Source organism: Natrinema salaciae, from assembly GCF_900110865.1.
Lineage (GTDB): Archaea > Halobacteriota > Halobacteria > Halobacteriales > Natrialbaceae > Natrinema > Natrinema salaciae.
In genome coordinates, this window is record NZ_FOFD01000004.1 from 44,166 (window position 1) to 66,189 (window position 22,024).

The following is a 22,024-nucleotide window of genomic DNA, read 5'->3' on the forward strand; positions in this document are numbered from 1 at the left end:
ACAATGACACCGGACAGCGCGGCGGAACCGCACCCGGACGTGCAGGCGTTCCTCGAGCTCTACGAGTCCCTCGACACGCCGTCGTTCGACGAGGTCTCGCCCGAGGAGGCCCGTCGGATGTTCGACGAGATGCAAGTCACCGAGGAGCCGGACATCGAACTCGAGTCCGTCGAGGACCGAACGATCGACGGGCCCCACGGCGACCTGCCGATTCGGATCTACGATCCGGGCACCGAGGGTGAGGATCGGCCGCTACTCCTGTACATCCACGGCGGCGGCTGGGTCATCGGCAGTATCGACACGCACGACGGTACCTGCCGAAAACTCGCCGCCGACTCGGGCTACCCCGTCGTCAGCGTCGACTACGGGCTCGCACCCGAACACCCCTTCCCCGGGGGACTCCGGGACTGTTACGCGGCCCTCGAGTGGGTCGCCGACGCTGCCGACGAACTGAACGCCGATCCGGGCAAACTCGTCGTCGCGGGCGACAGCGCCGGCGGCAACCTCGCGACGGGGCTGTCGCTGTTCGTTCGGGACCACGGCGGTCCCGAGATCGCGTATCAGCTGCTGATCTACCCCAGCACGGGGAAGGTGACCGAGACCGACGCCTACGAGGAGAACGGCGAGGGGTACATGCTCACGAACGACGACATGGCGTGGTTCCGCGACCACCGCTTCGAGCGCGAGATGGATCAGGGGAACGTCTACGCGACGCCCCAGCTCGCACACGACCTCTCGGACCTGCCGCCGGCGACGGTCGTCACCGCCGGCTTCGACCCGCTTCGCGACGACGGCGCGAACCTGGTCGAGCGACTCGAGGACGACGGCGTCCCCGTCGAACACCACCACTACGACGACGTGATCCACGGCTTCTTCGGCATGATTTCCGATCCGGTCGATCTGGACCGGGCCCACGAGGCCCATGCTGACGCGGTATCGGATCTCGAAGCGGCCCTCGAGTGAGCGAGCCGGTCACAGTGGACGCGCTCTCGACGGAGTAGGAAACAGGCGTTCGGCTACCACGGCTCGTTTTTCAGTCCGAGCTTGTACGCGATCATATTCGTCGTCACGTGGAGGATCGGCGTGAGGACGACGACGACGAGGATCACCTCGAGCGAGAACCACTCGCGGAACCACTCGAAGTCGAGCAGTCCGACCAGCGGCAGGGAGACGACGACGAAGTCCAGCTGGTCGAGACCGGGGAACATCGCGCCGCGCTGGCGGCCGGTGCGGCGCTTGAGAAAGGAGGCGAGGATGTCGCCGAGCATCGCGCCGCCGGCGAGGCCGAGCGCGGCGAGCGGCGTGAACCCGGGGACGGCGAAGCCGAGGGCGTCGCTGACGGTCGGCTCGAGGGCGGTGAGGACGGCCGCGAGCGCGAGCCCGGCGGCGACCCCCACAGCCGTGCCCCGCCAGGTCTTCCCGTCGCCCAGCACTCGCTTCTCGCCCCACGTTCGGCCGCCGTCGATCGGTTGGCCGCCGCCGGCCAGTACCGCCGCGTTGTTGGGAACGTAAGCGGGCAACATCGCCCAGAACGCGATCGCGATAGTCTCGATGATTGCCATATCGACCGGGACGAACCGACGCGTCTTAACCGGCGGTGGTTCGGCGGGACCGAACCGGCCGCACTCGAGTCGCCCGACTTCGGGACGAGAGGCGGCGGTACCGCTCGTCGCCGGCTGGCCGCCAGTGTGTAAACAGTATCTGTAACCAATATACACGAAAAACTTTTAGCACTCCTGATCGATGCTCCTCGTAGAGCCCCTGTTATCATGCCACGAGAGCATATTTTCGACGCAGCGGAGTACGAACGGCGCGTCTCGCGGGCGAAAGACCGGTTGCGCGAGGCGGCGCTCGACGCGATCGTCGTGGCCGATCCCGCGAACATGAACTACCTGACGGGGTACGACGGCTGGTCGTTCTACGTCCACCAGGCGGTCGTCGTCACGCCCGACCGCGACGAACCCGTCTGGATCGGCCGCGACATGGACGCGGGCGGCGCGCGAGCGACCACACACCTGTCCGAGGAGAGCATCCGCGCGTACAGCGACGATCACGTCCACTCGCCGTACGATCTGCACCCGATGGACTACGTCGCGGGCGTCCTCGAGGAACTGGACGTCGACGACGGCCGGATCGGCCTCGAGATGGACGCCGCCTACTTTACAGCGAAGTCCTACACCCGCCTCCAGGAGAATCTCCCCGACGCCGAGTTCGAGGACGCGACGCTGCTCGTCGGCTGGGTTCGCATCAAGAAATCCGAGCAGGAACTCGAGTACATGCGCGAAGCGGCCCGGATCTCCGAGAACGCGATGCAGGCGGGGCTCGACGCCATCGGGGAAGGCGTGCCGGAGTACGAGGCCGCGGCCGCGATCTACGAACAGTTGATCACCGGTACCGAGGAGTACGGCGGCGACTACCCCTCCATCGTCCCGCTGATGCCCTCGGGCGACCACACCGGCACGCCGCACCTGACGTGGACGGACCGCGAGTTCGAGGACGGCGATCCGGTCATCATCGAACTCTCCGGCTGTCGCCACCGGTATCACTCGCCGCTGGCCCGCACGACGTTCGTCGGCGACCCGCCCGCCGAACTCGAGGAGACCGCCGAGATCGTCGTCGAGGGACTCGAGGCCGCGCTCGACGCCGCCGAACCCGGCGTCACCTGCGAGTCGGTCGAAGAAGCCTGGCGCGGGACCATCGCGAAATACGGCCTCGAGAAGGAGGACCGCATCGGTTACTCGATGGGACTCGGCTACCCGCCGGACTGGGGCGAACACACCGCGAGCATCCGCCCCGGCGACGAGACGGTGCTCGAGGAGGACATGACGTTCCACATGATCCCCGGCATCTGGACGGACGAGATCGGCATGGAGATCAGCGAGACGTTCCACGTCACCAGCGACGGTGCCGAGACGCTCGCCGAGTTCCCGCGCCAACTGTTCACGACGTAGCGCGGCCCACACCGACCATATCACCGCCGCAATACACCCGACTACCCCACCACTACCAAATCGATGACAACACCATCGCCCGCAACCGAGAGCAAGTCCGAGGACGAACTCGATTCGGCACTCGTCACCGCCCGCCGGCAGTTAGAACGAGCCGCGACGCACGTCGACGTCGACCCCGGCGTCGTCGAGCGCCTGAAACACCCGACGCGGGTCCAGCAGGTGTCGGTGCCGCTCGAGCGCGACGGCGGCTCCGTCGAGGTCTTCACGGGGTACCGGGCGCAGCACGACGACGTCCGCGGCCCCTACAAAGGGGGGCTGCGCTATCACCCCGAGGTCAGCGCGGAGGAGTGTACCGGCCTCTCGATGTGGATGACCTGGAAGTGCGCGGTGATGGATCTCCCCTTCGGCGGCGGGAAAGGCGGCATCGCCGTCGATCCCAAGTCGTTGAGCGCCGACGAGACCGAGCGGCTCACCCGCCGGTTCGCGGAGGAACTGCGCGACGCGGTCGGGCCGACGAAGGACGTCCCAGCGCCGGATATGGGCACCGACGCCCAGACGATGGCCTGGTTCATGGACGCCTACTCGATGCAGCAGGGCGAGACGATTCCCGGCGTCGTCACGGGCAAGCCGCCGGTCATCGGCGGTTCCTACGGTCGCGAGGAGGCCCCCGGCCGCTCGACGGCGATCGCCGCGCGCGAAGCCGTCACGTACTACGACCGCGAGGTCTCGGCCACGACGGTCGCAGTCCAGGGGTTCGGCAGCGTCGGGGCCAACGCCGCCCGCTTGCTCGAGGACTGGGGCGCGACCGTCGTCGCCGTCAGCGACGTCAACGGCGCGATATACGACCCCGACGGCCTCGAGACGCACGCGATTCCGACTCACGATGAAGCGCCCGAAGCGGTGCTCGAGCACGACGCCCCCGAAATGCTCGGCAACGACGAGATCCTCGAACTCGACGTCGACGTGCTGATCCCGGCCGCCGTCGGCAACGTCATCACCGCCGACAACGCGGACGCCGTCGCGGCCGATATCGTCGTCGAGGGCGCGAACGGGCCGACCACGTTCGCCGCCGACACCATCCTCGAGGAGCGCGGCGTGCCCGTGATCCCCGACATCCTCGCGAACGCGGGCGGCGTGACGGTCAGCTACTTCGAGTGGCTCCAGGACATCAACCGCCGTCAGTGGTCGCTCGAGCGGGTCAACGACGAACTCGAGGAGCACATGCTCGAGGCCTGGGACGACGTTCGTGCGCAGGTCGACGCCGAAGGGTTGACGTGGCGTGACGCGGCCTACGTGGTGGCGCTGTCTCGGATCGCGGAGGCGAAGGAGACGCGCGGGCTCTGGCCGTAGTCGGACCCCGACCGGCGGCGGGACGACCGGGGCCCGGTTCGGCGACCGATCGCGCGACGAGTCGAATCGGGAGAAGGGAAGGGCTCATGTCACACCAGCCGTATGCTCCGATAATGGCCTCGTGGAAACGAGTGTTCGCGAGCGGGCTAATCCTCATCGGACCGATACTCGTCACGCTGTACGTCGTCTATCGCGTCTACGCGATCGTGACCGGGCTCACGCCCACGATCGCGTTCGGCACCGAGGCACTGCGCGGGTTCATCGGCCACGAACCGACCCGCGAACTCGTCGTCCGCGCCCTCCAGATCGCGGCCTCGTTGAGCTTCTTCCTGCTCGTGACGCTCGCGATCGGCATCCTGACCAGAACGACGGTCGGCGAACTCTTCGCGCGGGGCATCGACGGAATCGTAAATCGCGTTCCGGGGCTCCGCGTCGTCTACAACGCGTCGAAGATCGCCGCCGAAACCACGATCGGCGAGGAACAGGCGCTGCAGGAATCGGTCACCGTCGAGAGCTGGGACGGAACCCAGATGCCGGCGTTCAAGACCGGCCACACCACCAGCGACGGGCGGATCGTCCTCTTCATTCCGACGGCCCCGAACGTCAGCTCGGGGTTCGTCGTCGAAGCCGAGGCCGATCGGGTCACCGAGACGGACGAGAGCGTCGAAGAGACGCTCGCTCGAGTCCTGAGCGGCGGTTTCGGCGAGTCGAAGCATCCGCAGAAGACGGGGCCGACCGTCCCGGTCGATCCGTCTGGCGATCGGGAGACGGACGACGAGTGACGGCAGGCAGGGACTACCGCGAGAGCGCGGCGGCGACTTTCTCGACCGGATGCGGCGGCTCGTCGCAGCCCTCGTGGGTCGATAGCTGCGTCCGACAGGACGCGCCCGGCGCGACGACCGTCTCGCCGTCGCTGTCGTCGACCTGCTCGAAGAGGACGTCCCCGATCGCCCGGCTCAGCGAGTAGTGCTCGGCCTCGTACCCGAAGGAGCCGGCCATCCCGCAACAGCCCGAGTCCAGCGCGTCGACCTCGTAGCCCACCGTTCGCAGGACGGCTGCCGCGTGCCCGTCTTTCTTCGTCGCCTTCTGATGGCAGTGACCGTGGTAGGTCAGGCACTCGTCGGGCGCGGCGGTCGGCAGCCCGGCCGCCAACTCGAATCGGTCGAGATACTCCATGACGCCGGAGGTGTTCGCCGCGACCCGCTCGGCGTCGCGCCCCGAGAGCAAGTCGAGGTAGTCCGACTGGAGCATGACCGCGTCCGAGGGCTCGACCAGGACGACCTCCCAGCCGTCCTCGACCCGCGGTGCCAGCGCCTCGACGTTCGTCCGGGCGCGCTCGCGCGAGACGTCGAGGAACCCCTTCGAGTGGGCCGGACGGCCGGTGGACGTGACGTCGTCGGGGACCTCGACGCGGATCCCCGCCGTCTCGAGCACCTGCACGGTCGCTTTCCCCGCTCGCGGGTGGTTGTAGTTCGTGTACGTGTCGGGGACGAGGAGGGCCTTTCGGGAGGCCTCCTCGAGCGGGATTCGGGAACCGCCTCGCGTCTCGAACCAGTCCTCGAAGCTCTCGCCGGCGAAGGTCGGGAGTTCGCGCTCGCGTGCGATGCCGACCGTTTTTTCGGCGATCGTGCCGGCACCGGGTAGCGACGCGGCCCAGTTCGAGAGGGGCGCGAGCGCGGAGCCGACGGCGTTGAGCCGGTCGACGTTGGCGAAGAGCCGATCGCGGAGGGTCGCACCGTTTTCCCGGTGGTTCGCGTGCTCGACCTCGGCCTTGAGTTTCGCCATGTCGACCTCGCTCGGGCAGTCGCGCGCACAGCCCTTGCAGCCGATACAGAGGTCCATCACTTCGGCCAGGAACTCGGGGTCGGTCGACTCGGCGTCGAGGTCGCCGTTCATCGCGCCCCGGAGCATGTTCGCGCGGCCGCGGGTACTCAGACTCTCCTCTTCGGCCGCGCGGTAGGTCGGACACATCACGCCGCCCGTCGTCTCCTGCTCGCCCCGACAGCCGCCGCAGCCGTGACAGAGCTCGACCATCCCCTGCATCCCGTTGTCGACGTCCCACTCGAGGGCGGGCTCGAAGCCGGCGTCGAACTCGTACTCCGGCGAGAACCGCAGGTGCTCGGTCATGTCGTGGTCGCCGCAGACGGTCCCCGGGTTCAGGAGCCAGTCCGGGTCGAAGGCGGACTTCAGATCGCGGAAGAGCGACCAGACGTCCTCGCCGTAGAGCTTCCGGTTCCACTGGGTCCGGGCGCGGCCGTCGCCGTGTTCGCCCGAGACCGATCCGCCGTACTCGACGACGAGGTCGGTCACGGCGTCCGAGATCGCCTCGAACTGGGTCAGTCCGGCCGGGCTCTTCGTGTCGACCAGCGGCCGCATGTGCATACAGCCCGGGCCAGCGTGGGCGTAGAAACTCGCGAACGTGTCCTGTTCCTCGAGCACCGCCTGGAAGTCGGCCACGTAGTCCGCGAGGTTCTCGGTCGGAACCGCCGTGTCCTCGATGAACGAGATGTGTTTGGCGTCCGACGTGCGAGACAGGAGGATCGGCGCGGCGCTCTTGCGGAGCTTCCAGAGTTCGGCCCGGTCCGCGGGCGCGTAGGCTTCGAGCGCGTCGAACGCGCGGACGGGGTCGGTCGCGGCGTCCGCCTCCGATCCGGGGACGGCAGTTCCGCCGTTGGCCGCCGGGGCCTGCGACTCGGGGAGTCGATCGGCGAGCATCGCGGCGACGTTCCGCCGCGCGTCGGCCTCGTCGTCGGCGTAGAACTCGACGAGCAGCGCCGTCTCGGTGCCGTCGGGGAGGGTCGCCGCGACGTCGGCGAACTCCTCGGTGTCGCGGGCGAGCTCGAGCAACACGTCGTCGATGGCCTCGATCGCCGCCGGGTCGTGGGTTCGGACGATCGCGTCGACGTCGGCCATCGCCTCGAGCAGGTCCTCGTAGGTCAACAGGGCGACGCCGGTCGTCTCCGGAATCGGCTCGAGTGAGACGGTCGCTTCGGTGACGACGCCGAGCGTCCCCTCGCTGCCGGCGAAGACGCGGGCGAGGTTGACGACGGCGTCGGGGTCGGGCTTGCCGTCGATCTCGACCAGGTCGTCGGTCGACTCGTCGAACGCGTCCGGATCGCCGTAGGCCTCCGCGACCAGCCGGTCGAGGTTGTAGCCGGAGACGTTCCGCTTGAGCTGCGGGAACGCATCGCGGATCGCGTCGGCTTCCTCGTCGACGACGCGGCGCAGCGCCTCGTGAATTCGCTCGAGCGGGGTGCCGTCCGGGTCCGCCCGGTCGCGGAGCCCCGCGACCGTCACCTCGCCGAACCGCTCGACGGTGCCGTCGGCGAGGACGACCTCGCACGCTTCGACGTAGGCGTCGGTCTTGCCGTACTGCAGCGAGTGCGCGCCGGTGGAGTTGTTGCCGATCGCACCGCCGATCGTGCTGCGGTTCCCGGCCGCCGGATCGGGCGCGAACTTCAGCCCGTGGGGCTCGAGTTCGCCGTTCAGGTCGGCGAGGACGGTCCCCGCCTGTACCGTCGCCCGCCGCTCGTCGGGCGCGACCCCGACCACGTCGCTCATGTGCGTCGTCAGATCGAGGACGACGGCCTCGTTGACAGCCTGGCCGGCGAGGCTGGTGCCGCCGCCACGCGGGAGGACCGGAATCCCGTTCTCGGCGCAGTACTCGACGACCGCGGCGACGTCCGCGGTCGAGCGCGGGAGGACGACGCCGACGGGCGTCACCTCGTAGGCGCTCGCGTCGGTCGCGTAGAGCCGACGGCTGTACTCGTCGAACCGAACCTCGCCGTCGATCCGCTCGTCGAGCGCCGCGACGAGGTTGGGACGGTCGATATCGCCGCCCACGTAGTCGTACTCGGCTCGCGGATCGGCCGCGGGGTCGCCCGCTCCCGGGTCCGACGGCGGCCCGAGGGCGGTCTCGTCGGGGGTCGACGTCCGATCGCTGTGATCGGTCGTCGACCGCGAATCGTCGGTCGGAGAGCGCGAGTTATCGGTGGCCATCGATGCTCAACTCGAGTCGGGGCGGGAGACGACGTTCTCGAGGGCCGTCGCTCCGCCGGTCTCGATCGCCGCGACGTTCTCGGCGACGATGTCGGCCAGCCGATCCCAGTGTTTCGGCGTGTGGCCGCCGGTGTGGGGGGTAATGAGGCAGTTCTCGAGGTCCCAGAGCGGATGGTCGGCGGGAAGGGGCTCGGGGTCGGTGACGTCGAGCGCGGCGCCGCGAATCCCCTCGGACTGTAGCGCCGAGACGAGCGCGTCGGTGTCGACGATGCCCCCGCGGGCCGCGTTGACGACGACTGCGGTCGGCGGGAGCGTCGCCAGTTCGTCCTCGCCGACGAGCCGACGGGTCAGGTCGTTGAGCGGGCACGCGAGCACGACGTACTCGCTGCGGGAGAACGCCTCGTGGATATCGTCGTCCTCGAACCCGAGCACCTCGTCGGTCGGGCCTCCCTTCTCGGGCGTGTACCGAATTCCGATCGTCTCGACCTCGAACCCCTCGAGGCGCTGGACGACCGCTTGGCCGATCGAACCGAGGCCGACGATCGTGACGGTACTGTCGGTGAACTCGTGGGACTGGAAGTGCCGCCATTCGCCGTTTTCCTTCCGTCGCCACCCCTCGTGGAGCCGGCGCGCGAAGACGAGCATGTTGCCGATCGCCTGCTCGGCGATGCCCGGCGCGTGGATCCCGCCCGCGTTGGTCACGGCGACGCCGCGGTCGGCCAGCGCGTCCATCGGCACGTGATCGGTGCCGGCGAACGTACACGCGAACAGCTCGAGCCGGTCGGCGCGCTCAAGGAGAGGCTCCTCGATCGTGATGCCGGTCACGACCCGCGCCCTCGGGACGAGTTCGCGTTCGTCCTTCGGCGTCCGCGCGAGTGCCACGGTGTGGTCGGGCAGCCGCTCGCGCAGGGTTTCGGCGTACGACTCCATCGACAGCCCTTCCGTTCCCTCTCGAAGAACGACGACGTCCGGATCTGCGTCTGAATGTGCGCTCATATCGGTGTAACCGCGTCGGAGTGACGCTTTGGGGTACGATTGTCACGGCCCCCCTTATCCTTTTTGTGTAGTCGTCGTAAACACTGATTGTGTATAATTAAGTCGCTGGGGCACGTCAGTCCCTCGCATGAGCGAGCCGATTCAGGACCGACTCGTGACGGTTCGTCGCAACTTCCACCGCCACCCCGAGCCCGCGTGGCGCGAATTCTACACCACGGCCCGGCTCGTCGAGGAGATCCGGGCGGTCGGCGTCGACGAACTCGCCGTCGGTCCCGACGCCTACGACCCGGCCGATCGAATGGCCGTCCCCGACGCGGACCTCGAGCCGTGGCTCGAGCGCGCTCGCGACCGCGGCGCGGACGAAGACCTACTCGAGCGGATGACCGGCGGCAACACCGGGGCGGTGGCGGTACTCGAGCGCGGCGAAGGGCCGTCGATCGGGCTCCGGGTCGACATCGACGGGCTGTTCATCGAGGAGTCGACCGACGCGGACCACGATCCGGTCGACGAGGGCTTCCGCTCGGAGATCGACGGGACGATGCACGCCTGCGGCCACGACGCGCACATGACGTGGGGACTGGCCGTTCTCGAGGCGATCGCCGAGAGCGACTTCTCGGGGCGGCTGGTGGTCTTCTTCCAGCCGGCCGAGGAGACGGGCGGCGGCGGCTGCCCCATGGCGAGAAGCGAGTTCGCGGCCGATCTGGACTACCTGCTGGCGGTCCACGTCGGCCTCGACCATCCGACCGGCGAGGTCGTCGCCGGGATCGAGAAGCCGCTGGCGATGTGCCACATCGACGCGACGATCACGGGGACCTCCGCGCACGCGGGGAAGGCCCCGAACGAGGGGGCAAACGCCATGCACGCGATGGGGACGGCGATCGTGAACACCTACGGCATCCCGCGGCACAGCGACGGGATGACCCGTGTGAACGTCGGCACGGCCGAGGCGGGGACCGCGAGCAACGTTATCGCCGAGCGCGCTCACATGGCGGCCGAGGCCCGCGGCGAGACGACCGAACTGATGGAGTACGCGAAACGCCGCCTCGAGCGGACGATGAAATCCGCGGCGACGATGCACGGCTGCCGGGCCGAGGTCGACGTGGTGAGCGAGTCGCCCCGCGCCGACAGCGACCCCGAACTCCAGGCGCTGGTCAGCGAGGTCGCAAACGGCGTCGACGGCGTCGAGCGCGTCCTGCCGGCCGCCGACTTCGGCGCGAGCGAGGACGCGACTTTCCTGATGGAGCGCGTCCAGAACGACGGCGGCTTGGCGACGTACGCGATCGTCGGCACCGACCACCCGACCAGTCACCACACGCCGACGTTCGACGTCGACGAGCGCAGCCTGGAACACGGCGTCGACGTGCTGGTCGGGACGATCCGGGAACTCGAGGGCCGGCATCCGGTCCCGGAGGTCGCGGAGACGGCGGACGCCGAGTACGCGGAGGCCGACGAATGAGCGAGGGGAGCGGCGAGGGACGCGAGGCGAACGACGGAGCCCGGACCAACGGGACCGGCGGAGCGGACGACCCGCTCGTCGACCTCGCGGACGTCGAGGCTGCACGGGAGCGCGTCGCCGACGTCGTCCACCGGACGCCGCTGGACACCTCGCGAACGTTCGCCGAGATGAGCGGCGCGGCCTCGGTCGGGCTCAAACTCGAGAACGTCCAGCGGACGGGCTCGTTCAAGATCCGCGGCGCGTACAACACGCTGGCACAGCTTTCCTCCGCGGAGCGAGCGGCGGGCGTCGTTTCCTCGAGCGCGGGCAACCACGCGCAGGGCGTGGCGCTGGCCGGCGACCTGCTCGATATCGACACGACGATCGCGGTGCCGGAGGTGACGCCGGCCGCGAAGATCGAGGCCACCCGCGGCTACGGTGCCGAGGTGGTCGTCGAGGGCGACATCTACGAGCGATCCTACGAGTACGCCGTAGAGCGGGCCGCCGAGACCGGCGAGACGTTCGTCCATCCCTTCGACGACGAGGCCATCGTCGCGGGCCAGGGAACGATCGGCCTCGAGTTGCTCGAGCAGTACCCCGAGATCGACACCGTCCTCGTCTCGATCGGTGGCGGCGGCCTGATTTCCGGGATCGGGACGGTGCTGAAGGCCCGCGACCCGGACACCCGCGTGATCGGAGTGCAGCCGGACGGAGCCGCTCACGCGAAACCGTCGCTCGAGGCGGGCGAGATCCGCGAGCTCCCGGACGTCGACACCGTCGCGGAGGGGATCGCGGACACGCGCATGCTCGAGACCACCTTCACGATCGCCCGCGAGGTCGTCGACGACGTGGTCAGCGTGAGCGATCGGGAGATCGCCGCCGCGGTCACCCTGCTGGCCGAGCGCGCGAAAACGGTCGCCGAGAGCGCCGGGGCCGCGCCGCTCGCGGCCGCGCTCTCGGACGAGCTGGCGCTCGAGGGCGAGCACGTCGCCGTCGTCGTCTCCGGCGGGAACGTGAACCTCACCGAGCACGCCGAGCTCGTCCGGACCGGGTTACACGAACTCGAACGCTACGCCGAAGCGCGACTCGCGCTCGAGGGGTGGCCGACGGCGGTTCGCGAGGTGGTCGAAACCGTCGAAGCCGAGGGTGCCGAACTGGACGCCCTCGAGCGCGCTCGTCGGACCTCGGTCGACGATCCGAACCGGACGCCCGTGACGATCGGCCTCGAAGGGAGCGGTCCCGAGCACCTCGAGGGAGTGCTCGAGGCGCTTGCCGAACGGGACGGCGTTTCGATCGTCGACCGTTCGCTCGAGTAGCCACTGGTCGCAGTTCCGGCTCCCCCGTCGATGACCGAGGGGACCTCTCAACGAAATGTTTTCTGCGGTGACGAAACAAGTCAGCGCGTGGATCGAGCGCTCGTCTATCACGTCTCACAGATGGTCGTCGGCGGTGGCTTCACGATGATCGGGGTCTCGACGATCCAGCCTAGCGATCCCGACGGGGCGGTCGGCTCCATTAGTGCGGCCCTGATGATCGTCGGCGGTATCGGGATGCTCCTCGGCAACGGGTACTACGTTCTCACGTCGAACACCGATCGCGTCGAGCTGGGGCCCGTGACGTTCTGGGTCTCCGTAGCGGGGGCAGTGCTCGTATTCCTCGCGGGAATGCTGTCCCTCGCGAGCTAACGGAGAATCGTTCGCGGATGCGGTCGACCGGGAAGCCGAGAGCCTGACCGTGCCCGTCAGGCCACTTTCGCGCTCGGCTCGGCGGCCTCGATCGCCTCGAGGAAGATGGAGATTCCCAGTTCGATCTCGCGTTCGCTCGAGTCCAGCGGCGGGAGCAGCCGGATGGTCTTCTTGCCGCAGCCGAGGGTGAGCAGGCCGCGCTCGAGGGCGGCCTGAACGACCGCGCTCCGACGCGCCGCCGTATCGAACTCGACGGCGAGCATCAGGCCCGTGCCACGGACGTCCTCGACGGACGCCGGCGTGTCGTCGCGGAGGATCTCTTTGGCCTGCTCGCCGCGCCGGGTGGCGTTGTCGAGCAGATCGTGTTCCTGAATCGCCTCGAGGGTGAACGCGCCCATCATCGAACCCAGCAGGTCGCCGCCGCCGAAGGTCGAGCCCAAGCGATTCTTTTCGCTGGGGAAGACATCCGAGCGGGAGACGGTCGCGCCGACGCGGAGGGCCTTCGCGCTGGCGATGACGTCGGGTTCGATCGGGTAGTGGTCCGAGGCCCAGATCTCGCCGGTGCGGCCGATCCCGGACTGGATCTCGTCGACGACCAGCGGGATGTCGTAAGCGTCGGTGACGTCCGCCACCTCCTGCATGAACGCCTGGCTGGGGAAGCGGTAGCCGCCGACGCCCTGGATCGGCTCGAGCGTGAGGAAGGCAATTTCGTCGGGGTCGACGTACCCGCCCTCGGGCGCGAGCATGTTCCGAAGCTGCGAGCCGCCGCCCGCGAAGAAGCCGCAGTCGCAGCTGTCGGCGTCACAACCCCGATCCGCACAGAAGGGGACCGTCTCGATCCCGCCGATCTCGGGGTAGTGGTGCGTGTAGACGTCCTTGGACTTCGTCAGCGACAGGGTGCCGAGGGTGCGGCCGTGGAAGCTGCCCGCGAAGGCGACGCCGTACTTGGCCGGCGCGCGGTAGTCGTGGGTGATCTTCATCGCGTTCTCCATCGCCTCCGCGCCGGAGTTCGAGAGGAAGACGGTGTCCATCCCGTACTGGCTCGAGACCTCGGTCAGTTTCTCCATGAGGTGACTCGAGCCGGGGAAGTCGGCCTCGTCGGGGGACGGACCGGAGCCGAAGTACATGTCCTGGCCCGCGATCTTCATCGGTTCGACGAGGTCGAACTCGCGGACCTTCTCGAGGATCTTCTCGTTGTTGTAGCCGAGCGGCGCGGCACCGATGTGGCAGGTGAAGTCGAGGAGGACGTTTCCGTCGACGTCGGTGACGAACGGCCCGTCGGCCTCCCGCGTCACGTCCCAGACGAAGTCGTGAGAGTACTCGCTGGGCGCGGAGTACTCCTGGTGGAAGTCGACCCACTGCTGCGCGTTCGGACCCGGAAGCGCGTCCGCGTCGGGTTTCGCAGTGTCTCTATCCATACACAGATTATGTATACGACGTACATTAAATCTTGGTATGGGGTACGTAGGAAATCTGCCGTCGCGACTGCCGATTCGATCGGAAATCGACGAAGGGCGAAATCGATGCAAGCCGCAAAAGCCGAGTTGTGACAGTTGTTCAATCGTCGGTTTCGACGAGCCCGCCGGAACCGGGTGCGATAGTTGATCGGTATAAAACGGCAATGGTCTATGTCTTATTGGGGGTACCCTCCCTATTATTTTAACTAATTTATTATTTTTACGAAATATACTAAATGGTAATCTATATATGGTTTCCCATGTTATTTGATCCCATGGAATATAAGAATACGGTAAGCCGACGAAGCATATTACAGAAAAGTGTTTTTGCCTCAACTGTCTTAACAAGTATAGGGTCAATAACAAATTCAGTTTCAGCCACAGATACGTCGCCCTCGGACGATTCAGTTTCACCTACATCTAGGATGCCTGGGGGTGGGGGAGGGGTCCCAATAATTGACACTACAAGTGAGGGTGAATATACTTCACACACGATGGAAAAGGCAGAGGCTGCTGAAGCGGAGCTCGCAATAGGTTCGGCAGTAACTGCTTCCCCCTATACAAACCCACCTGCCCCTGTATTTGTGAATTGGGCTACTCATGTTACTGATGCCGTCGGAATAAAAAAGATTGATGATTTAGAAGTCAAAGTCACAATTAAAGATTACTTGAGTTATAATGACCAATGGCGGTTCCTGGATCCTTACGCTTCAATGGAGGATGCACCCCAAGAGGAAGGCTTTGTGGATGCTTTTGGTGTTAGTGTTGGTTACATGGGTGTCGGCTTCGGCGTCTCATTTTCAGTAGATGGTGATCAACAGTCCATTGATAGACAAGAAAAAGAAATAACATATAACTTTGGTCAGGTTGTAGACGCGGAAAGTCATGAGAGTGGTTCGAACACTGGCTGGTTAAAATTCAATGTCAACAATCCAGTTTATTCGAATGTCGACTACCCGAAGTGTACAGTACGCGTCGAGGTGTCTGGGACTTTCAATTACAATGCACCCTGTCCAGGATGGTATTGTCATGGTGAAAAGAATACCTTGAGCTGCAGCGAAACATTTGCCATCGACTTCTCAAACTAATACGGCGATTTTTGTACATATTCAGCTATTTTGCCTCTTATCCATAAGCAATATTTATTGTCCTTCATCATACTGATGACTAGCGATAGTCGCCTCGGTATCTCATATTCGGATTTCCGACCATGTCTACGTCGGGCTCTGCCGTACTCTATTATTTTATATTAAAATCACGGTATATTGGCGAGGAGAGGCCAAAAGTAACAACCACAGTCCGGATCGTAAAGTGCGACTGGTTCGCCGAGACGAGTCAGCGGCCGGTAGTAGCGGGCAGGGATTGGTTATTGATCAGAGAGATGGAACGTCTTGCGGATCAGTCGTCGTCGGACTCAACGGGACCGCGAGGCCCGGACGGTGACTCCGCCTCGGTTTTTCGGCTCGAGCCGATGAGGACGGTTTCGTCCTGCAGTAACACCCGACCGTGGTTCGAGCCGAAGTCCTTGATCAGTGAGAGCATCGCGGCGAAGCAGACGAAAGCGAAGGGTGCACCGGTGATGATGACCGCGTTCTGGAGTGCACCCGCTCCGTCGCTACCACCGATGATCATGAGGATCGCAGCGGTCATACCGAGGACGACCCCCCAGAAGACTCGGTTAATAGTTGAGGGACTCGCCTTCCCACCGGTCGTCATCATCGAGACGGCGAGCGTTGACGAGTCAGCCGAGGTGATGAAGAACGTTGTTACCAGAATCATAAAGGCAATCATGAACACGGTTCCCAGCGGGAACGCCTCAAAGAGGATGAAGCCTGAAATCTCCGGGGCGATAGGTGGTTCGATTACGGTCGAGAAGTCTGCCGTTTCGGTGTGGTGGTACCGCAGTGCGGTACCACCGACAAACGTGAACCACGGGATGGTCGCGGCCGAGGTCGCACCGATCCCCGTGAACGCGACTTCGCGGACGGTCCGTCCCTTGGAGATGCGAGCGATGAACAGTCCGGCGAACGGGGACCACGAGAGCGCCCACGCCCAGTAGAAGACGGTCCACGAGTTCATCCAACTCGTCCCGCCGTCGGTTCCCGTCCCGGTGTAGAGGCTCATGGACGTGAAGTCGGCGATCATGCCGCCGAGGGCCTGGGAACCGAGCAGAAGCAGGAACAGTGTCGGACCTAGGATGAACGTCGCGAGCATGAGCACGACGAACAGGATCATGTTGAAGTTCGACAGCCGGCGGATGCCCCTGTCGACGCCCAGCACCATGGAGATCGTAAACAGGAGTGTCATCGTGGTCACCACGAGGAGGATGCCGATGTTCCCCAGATCGATCCCCCACTGGTAGTTGAGCCCGGCGATGAACTGGCTGCCGATGAAACCGAGCGAGGTGGCCACGCCGCCGATCGTCGCGAAGACAGCGAGGATGTCGACGACTTTCGCGGCCGGGCCGTCGAGGTTCTCTTTGCCGAGGATCGGCGTCAGCGCGGAGGAGACCCGGAGTGGGACGCCCTCGTAATTGTACGCGAAGTAGGCGATTGCGAGTCCCATGATCGTGAACACGGCCAGCTGGGGGAGTGCCCAGTGGAACAACGTCTGTTGGATCGCGATCGGGATCGCCTCGCTCGTACCGCCCTCGACCCCAAACAGCGGCGAGGGGTTGTCGTAGTAGAACAGTGCCTCCGTCGGACCCCAGAACACGACACCGGCCGCGAACCCGGCAGAGTACAACATCGCGAAGTACGACAGGAAGCTGTACTCGGGGTCCGAGTCCCCCATCTTGATCTTGCCCCACGGCCCGACGATCAGAAACAGCAGGAAGAGGACGATCAAGAACACGATCACTAGTAGCGCCCAGTTCAGGTACGTGACCACCCAGTCGTAGACGGTCCCGATCGTCTCGGTGACGAGTGTTTCGTTGACGAAGAACGTCCCGATCACCCCGACGGTCAGTAACGCCCCGAACGCGAAGACGATCGGATCGATCTCCTCGAGGAACGTGTCGACCGCTCCCTTCTCGGCGTCACTCATGCCGTCTCACCCCCGAGATCGGACGACAGCGTACTGATCGGCCGTCTCTCCACCTACCGTTCGCCATGCTGCGTGATGGCATACCGTGAGCATTGACGGCGTATACAATAAGTGTTTCTCACTTTGCGGATTTATCCACGGATTGTGTTTATTGTTTGTTTGGCCGTATACGGAGTTAGACGGCTATATTTTCACATGTATATGGATGAAATGCGGAATTAGACTAGAACGCGTGGCATAATTCTGTCGAGAGGAGGTAATTGTCGATTTGCTATCTCGATCAGTAATCGATTACCGAGTACCGAACGGCGCGAACAGCGATACGACGGCCCCGCCGATCGGCGACGCCCACGCGACGGCAAACAGTAGGTGAAAAGACCCGCCTGCTGCTCGAGTTCCACTGGTAGCGCGGCGTGCCGCCAGCAGGGCAGGGGCCGCGATCGGTCCGATGACGAGCCGACGGATCGAGCCCGAAAACGAAATTCGAGAGCGACGGGGGGATCGTCAGTTCGTGAGTTCCTCGAACTTCTGCTCGCGACTCTCGGTGCTCTCGGTCACCCGCTCGGCGAACTCGTCGACCCGATCCTTGATCTCCTCGCGGCTGTCCGCCGGCGAGAACGCGTCGGACATCGTGAGCAGGCGGACGAACGCCCGAAGCTCCTCGTCGGTGAGCTGTGCGAACTCCTCGTTCTCGAGCTTTTCGACGACCTCGTCGACGTCGATCTGGCCGACCGGTTCCACGTTGAACTCGACGTTGACCATCCGATAGTTCGAACCGGCCAGTCGCTGTTCGGCCTTGCCGACGCCCTCGGAGAGCATATCTTTGAACGGGGTGTGGTACCCCATCGTCCCGAGGTGGAGAAAGGCGAGCATGTCGGTGATCCCCTGCGTGTAGGCGTCGCGGCCCTCGTCGTCGGGGTCGAACACCGTCTCCCGGTCGCGCTCCTCCAGATATTCGAAGAGAATGCTAAAGTCGAGAATCGCGTTCCGGACGCGGCGTCGGATCCGGTTTCGCTTCTGTTTCTTCGAGTGATCCGTGTAGTCGGTCTTCCGACCGAGCAAAAAATCACGATCGGAGGGCGTGAGAATACCGCGCGGCCGATCCGAATCCGCGGCCGTCCGTAGGGGCTCTGGCACGTCGTCCTGGCTCATACGGTACACACACGGCGGGCGCGAATTAACGTTTCCGTTCTCTAGAACGTGATGGCCGTCAAATAACTTCGTCCCTCGAGGACCGGGTTCACGCTGGAACGGATTGCGTCCGGCGGGGGCGTAGCCACTACGTCCGAAGTGTCTCGAACGTCTCGACGACGCGCGGCCAGTGATCGCTGTCCGCTTCGGCGTAGCCGTCCGCCGAGCCGCCCATGACGAACTGCGCCGTTCGCTCGCGGTTGGCCGTCGGCAGATACGGGACGGTGATCGCGTGTCCCGCGTCCGGATACACCAGATGTTCGTAGTCGCAACCGTGACAGTCGAGTCGCTTGGCCGCGAGATCGTGGAGCCTCACGGAGTCCCACATTCGGTCCGCACCCCCCGAGACGAGGAGGACCGGACCCGCTATCGACTCGACGGCGATCGTCGCCTCGGCGATCGTTTCGTCGGCGGCGTCTTCGAACGACTGCGCGTAGCCGGGCTCCATCTCCATCGGCGGTTGCACGTCCCAGACCGAGTGATCGTCCGTGTACGGGACGTACGAAACCGGGTCGCTGTCAGCCGTCCACGACGGGCCCGGCGGGAACTCCCGTCGGGAGATACCCGCCCAGACGACGCCGCTCCCGTTGACCGAGACGACGGGCCCGACTGATTCGAGTCGGCTCCCGACGAGGAGCGCGAGTTCACCGCCTTTCGACGTCCCGAAAAGTCCCACCTTCGGTCCGCGGACGCCGGTCCGTTCACGCACCGATTCGACCGCGTTCTCGACGGATTCGAGCGGCACCTCCACGAGTTCCGCCGGGAGGCTATCGCGTCGGCCCTGCCAGTCGAAGTACTGCACGGCGAGCGCGACGAATCCGTGTGACGCCAGCAACTGTGCTACCCCGTCGGCAGGTTCCCCGCTCGACCCGTGGAGCACGACCACCGCCGGTGCCGGTTCGCTCCCCGGTGGGTCGTAGATCCGGCCGACGAACGACTCGCCGTCCACCGTTTCGCACGTGACGTCCTGATCGCCGAACGTGCGTTCGATCGTCGTCGAACCGAGCGTCTCCGCGTCGCGTTCGACGCGGACCGTCAGTTCGTCGCACACGTCGCGTCCGGGCTCGTACGGGCCCGAACCCTCCTCGGGTGTCGCCCGCTGGACGAGTTCGGTCACGCCGCCCGTTATCTCGCCGTCCGTAGCTGTCGCGGACTCGAGGTCGAGCGTCTCGTTCGGCGTGTCGTAGGTCGCTTTCGACTCCCAACTGCGCTCGCTCCCGTCAGTCAGCGAGACCCGGATATCGACGCGCTCGACGGGAACGTCCGTGATCGTGAGGTCGACCGACTCGTCCACCGAAACCGTCGGTGGATGCTCGAACCCGACTCCCGTTCCGGCTGGCGCGCTCGCGTCTCCCTGCTCACTCGTCGCAGACGAGCGCTCGTCGCTTCCTGCTTCTCTAGTCATGCGTTACGGGGACAGTGTCCCACCGAGTGGGCATAAGTGTATTGAGAATTACATTTTGGTAAGCGATCTTCGAGAAGAGAGTTTTGGTTGTCTCTGTGAGACGATCGCCGAGGCAGCCGGTAATGATAGCTAGCTAACGACAGGTCAATGTGAGTCGGACGTAATGGTGGCGTATGGGCGGAGACGTGGATCCGGAGGCGGTCGCGAAGAACCTCTCTGCGCTGGCGAACCCGTTACGGATTCGAATACTGCTCGCACTCGCGGAGACGCGCCAGCCGAGTTGGGAGCACCGGGGACTGAGTTACAGCGAGCTCCGGTCGGCGGTGAACGTCGAGGACGGTGGCCGGTTCAACTATCACATCAACGAACTCCGCGACCAGTTCGTCCGGAGAGCGGACGGCGAGTACTGGTTGACCACTGCCGGTTCCTGCGTCGTCGACGAAATCTACGCCCGGACGTTCTCGGACGGTCACGAGGCGATCTCGGGACCGGTCGAGTGGAGGTGTCCGGCCGACGGGGAACGACTCGAAGCCACACTCGATGACGGCGTGATCACCGTGTCGTGTCCGGATCACGGTATCGTGTTCGACATGCTGCTCTCGTTCAATTCCCCCCGGGGCCGTGGCCTCGACGAACTGTTCGCGTGGGCCAACCGCCGGGCGCTGTGGTACCTCGAGTCCGTCTCCTGGGACGTCTGTCCCCACTGTGCGGGTCGCTTCGAAGAGGCGACTATCACCACCCACAGACCGGAGCCGGGGAGCCGCCTGGAGACGCTCAGGTGGGACAGCTCGACGATGGTGATGGTCGGGATGCGCTGTCGGCGGTGTGGCGTCTCGTTCCGGGTACCCGCGTTCCACTACGCGCTAACGCGAGCACCCACCATCGCGTTCCTGCACGACCACGGCATCGACTACCGGACGCTCGAACTGGAGTACGGCTCGACCTCGTGGGACTGCGAGTGCGAGAAACTCGACGACGGCGTGCACGTTCGGTTCGCGATCGACGACGAACGGCTCGAGATCGAACTCGACAGCGCGCTCGAGACTCGGACGTACCGACGCACGTCGCTGGCCGAGGAGCGCTGAGCGGTCGCAGCGGAGGCGATCAGTTCCGTCCGCCGACGCTCCTGTCCCGCCGGGTCGAGGTCCATGGTCGTCTCTGGTCCGCAGAGCGCGATCGGTGGCGACGAGGTTCGGCAACGCGAGCCGTCGCTCAGACCGGCCGCTGAGAGAGTTCGACCGCCGTCTCGGCCAGCACCGAGACGCCGATCTCGAGGCTCGTCTCGTCGATGTCGAACGTCGGCGTGTGGTGGTTCGTCGGGTGGTCCGTGCCGACGAGCACGTACGATGCGAGGCCGCCGTCGTCCTGAACATGGTCCATGAGGTAGGTGACGTCCTCGCTGACGCCGAACTCCGTCGACGGCACGACGCGCTCGACGCCGTCGACCTCGCGGGCGATCCCCGCGACGAGGTCCCGGAGGGCGGGATGGCTGTCCGCCCGCGGCGACTCGCTGATGACCCGCGGCGTGACGTCGCAGTCGTGCATCTCCGCCGCGGCGTAGCAGACCCGCTCGAGTTCCGTCCGCGTGTACTCCATCAGCGCGGTCGTCTCGCCGCGGACTTCGGCTTCGATGGTGACCTCCTCGGCGATGACGTTGCTCGCGGTGCCCCCTTCGATGTGGCCGACGTTCACGCGGGTCATCCCGTCGCTGTGCCGCGGGATGCCGTACGCGTTCTGGATCGCGGTTGCTGCCGCTTGCATGGCGTTTGCCCCCTCGTTCGGGGCCTTCCCCGCGTGGGCGCTCGCGCCCTCGAACGTCGCGGTCAGATGGGCCATCGCCAGCGGCTTCTCGATCCCGGCGACGATCTCGCCGGTCGGGTGGTCCAGCCCGATGTGGAGCGCCAGCAGGTAGTCAACGTCGTCGAGGTGGCCGCTCTCGGCCATCGCCTTTCCGCCGCCGGAGATCTCCTCGGCCGGCTGGAAGAAGACTTTCAGCGTGCCCTCGAACGCGCCGGTTTTGACCGCTTCGAGCGTGCCGAGCGCGATCGCGACGTGCGCGTCGTGACCGCAGGCGTGCATGTAGCCGTCGTGTTCGGAGCGGAACCCCTCCGCCGCCGGTCGGTGATCGCTCTCGTCGGACTCCCGCATCGAGATCGCGTCGAGATCGACGCGCAGCCCGATACAGGGCCCGCTTCCCTGCTCGAACGTCGCGACGACTCCCGTGTGGCCGCTGTCGGTCCGCTCGAGGATGTCCGAGCGAACCCCGGCGTCGCGAGCGCGCTCGAGCCACGGCTCGAGGTCGGCGTCGGACGGAACGGCCATCCGCTCGTCGGTCGCCAGCGCCTCGCGGCCGACGGCGATCTCGTCGACCCCGATCCGCTCGAGTTCCTCGACGACGCGCGCGGTCGTCCGAAACTCGCGCCAGCCCGGTTCGGGGTGGCGGTGAAACGCCCGGCGGAGGTCGCTCAGTCTGGTTCGCACGTCGTAGGACATTCTTGCCGGTTCCTACG

At 65.6% G+C, this 22,024-nt stretch carries 17 protein-coding genes; 9 read left to right on the plus strand and 8 right to left on the minus strand.

Annotated elements, in window-relative coordinates; genetic code table 11:
- Positions 1-3: 3 nt before the first annotated feature.
- On the plus strand, positions 4-963 hold the full coding sequence (locus BMX07_RS13810) for an alpha/beta hydrolase (protein WP_175480155.1): 960 nt from the start codon (positions 4-6) through the stop codon (positions 961-963).
- Between the two features lie 53 nt (positions 964-1,016).
- Here the strand turns inward: BMX07_RS13810 and BMX07_RS13815 are convergent, their stop codons facing one another.
- Positions 1,017-1,562 (minus strand): CDP-2,3-bis-(O-geranylgeranyl)-sn-glycerol synthase, encoded by a 546-nt coding sequence (locus BMX07_RS13815; RefSeq protein WP_090618506.1) that lies wholly within the window; start codon positions 1,560-1,562, stop codon positions 1,017-1,019.
- A gap of 207 nt (positions 1,563-1,769) precedes the next feature.
- Here BMX07_RS13815 and BMX07_RS13820 point away from each other — a divergent pair, with 207 nt between their 5' ends.
- The 3 genes from BMX07_RS13820 (at position 1,770) to BMX07_RS13830 (ending at position 5,083) form a co-directional block, all read left to right on the plus strand.
- Entirely contained in the window at positions 1,770-2,951 is a 1,182-nt protein-coding gene (locus tag BMX07_RS13820; protein ID WP_090618507.1) for a M24 family metallopeptidase, read from the plus strand.
- 63 nt (positions 2,952-3,014) lie between these two features.
- The gene (gene gdhB / locus BMX07_RS13825) at positions 3,015-4,301 is read left to right on the plus strand and encodes a glutamate dehydrogenase GdhB (protein WP_090618508.1); all 1,287 of its coding nucleotides are present in this window, start codon (positions 3,015-3,017) and stop codon (positions 4,299-4,301) included.
- 113 nt (positions 4,302-4,414) lie between these two features.
- Positions 4,415-5,083, plus strand: coding sequence for a DUF502 domain-containing protein (locus BMX07_RS13830; RefSeq protein ID WP_090618509.1), 669 nt, complete (start codon positions 4,415-4,417; stop codon positions 5,081-5,083).
- Positions 5,084-5,096: 13 nt separating this feature from the next.
- Here the strand turns inward: BMX07_RS13830 and BMX07_RS13835 are convergent, their stop codons facing one another.
- Positions 5,097-8,300, minus strand: coding sequence for an FAD-binding and (Fe-S)-binding domain-containing protein (locus BMX07_RS13835; RefSeq protein ID WP_090618510.1), 3,204 nt, complete (start codon positions 8,298-8,300; stop codon positions 5,097-5,099).
- 6 nt (positions 8,301-8,306) lie between these two features.
- Positions 8,307-9,296 carry an NAD(P)-dependent oxidoreductase gene (locus BMX07_RS13840; protein ID WP_090618511.1) on the minus strand — a complete coding sequence of 330 codons (990 nt, stop codon included), beginning with the start codon at positions 9,294-9,296 and terminating at the stop codon, positions 8,307-8,309.
- 127 nt (positions 9,297-9,423) lie between these two features.
- Between BMX07_RS13840 and BMX07_RS13845 the strand changes: the two genes are divergently transcribed.
- The 3 genes from BMX07_RS13845 to BMX07_RS13855 all read left to right on the plus strand — a co-directional run bounded on the left by BMX07_RS13845 (position 9,424) and on the right by BMX07_RS13855 (position 12,416).
- The gene (locus BMX07_RS13845; RefSeq protein ID WP_090618512.1) at positions 9,424-10,752 is read left to right on the plus strand and encodes an amidohydrolase; all 1,329 of its coding nucleotides are present in this window, start codon (positions 9,424-9,426) and stop codon (positions 10,750-10,752) included.
- Positions 10,749-12,047, plus strand: coding sequence for a threonine ammonia-lyase (ilvA, locus tag BMX07_RS13850; protein WP_090618513.1), 1,299 nt, complete (start codon positions 10,749-10,751; stop codon positions 12,045-12,047). Before BMX07_RS13845 ends, ilvA begins: the two co-directional genes overlap by 4 nt.
- 87 nt (positions 12,048-12,134) lie before the next feature.
- A complete protein-coding gene (locus BMX07_RS13855) occupies positions 12,135-12,416 on the plus strand; it encodes a hypothetical protein (RefSeq protein ID WP_090618514.1) in 282 nt (93 codons plus the stop codon).
- Between the two features lie 56 nt (positions 12,417-12,472).
- Here BMX07_RS13855 and BMX07_RS13860 read toward each other — a convergent pair whose 3' ends face one another.
- Entirely contained in the window at positions 12,473-13,834 is a 1,362-nt protein-coding gene (locus BMX07_RS13860) for an aminotransferase class III-fold pyridoxal phosphate-dependent enzyme (RefSeq protein WP_090618515.1), read from the minus strand.
- A gap of 314 nt (positions 13,835-14,148) precedes the next feature.
- Here BMX07_RS13860 and BMX07_RS23825 point away from each other — a divergent pair, with 314 nt between their 5' ends.
- The gene (locus BMX07_RS23825) at positions 14,149-14,961 is read left to right on the plus strand and encodes a hypothetical protein (protein ID WP_139210900.1); all 813 of its coding nucleotides are present in this window, start codon (positions 14,149-14,151) and stop codon (positions 14,959-14,961) included.
- Positions 14,962-15,271: 310 nt separating this feature from the next.
- On the opposite strand, the gene BMX07_RS13865 is transcribed toward BMX07_RS23825, so the two are convergent.
- The 3 genes from BMX07_RS13865 to BMX07_RS13875 form a co-directional block, all read right to left on the minus strand.
- Positions 15,272-16,918, minus strand: coding sequence for a BCCT family transporter (locus tag BMX07_RS13865; protein WP_090618516.1), 1,647 nt, complete (start codon positions 16,916-16,918; stop codon positions 15,272-15,274).
- Between the two features lie 504 nt (positions 16,919-17,422).
- Positions 17,423-18,070, minus strand: a complete 648-nt coding sequence (locus BMX07_RS13870) for a DUF8102 family protein (RefSeq protein ID WP_090618517.1) — start codon at positions 18,068-18,070, stop codon at positions 17,423-17,425.
- Positions 18,071-18,197: 127 nt separating this feature from the next.
- Entirely contained in the window at positions 18,198-19,514 is a 1,317-nt protein-coding gene (locus BMX07_RS13875) for an acyl-CoA thioester hydrolase/BAAT C-terminal domain-containing protein (protein ID WP_090618518.1), read from the minus strand.
- Between the two features lie 173 nt (positions 19,515-19,687).
- Here BMX07_RS13875 and BMX07_RS13880 point away from each other — a divergent pair, with 173 nt between their 5' ends.
- Positions 19,688-20,599: a DUF7351 domain-containing protein gene (locus BMX07_RS13880; protein WP_090618519.1), complete on the plus strand. Its 912-nt coding sequence runs from the start codon at positions 19,688-19,690 to the stop codon at positions 20,597-20,599.
- A 127-nt stretch (positions 20,600-20,726) separates the two neighbouring features.
- Here BMX07_RS13880 and BMX07_RS13885 read toward each other — a convergent pair whose 3' ends face one another.
- Positions 20,727-22,007: an amidohydrolase gene (locus BMX07_RS13885; RefSeq protein WP_090618520.1), complete on the minus strand. Its 1,281-nt coding sequence runs from the start codon at positions 22,005-22,007 to the stop codon at positions 20,727-20,729.
- Positions 22,008-22,024 lie beyond the last annotated feature (17 nt).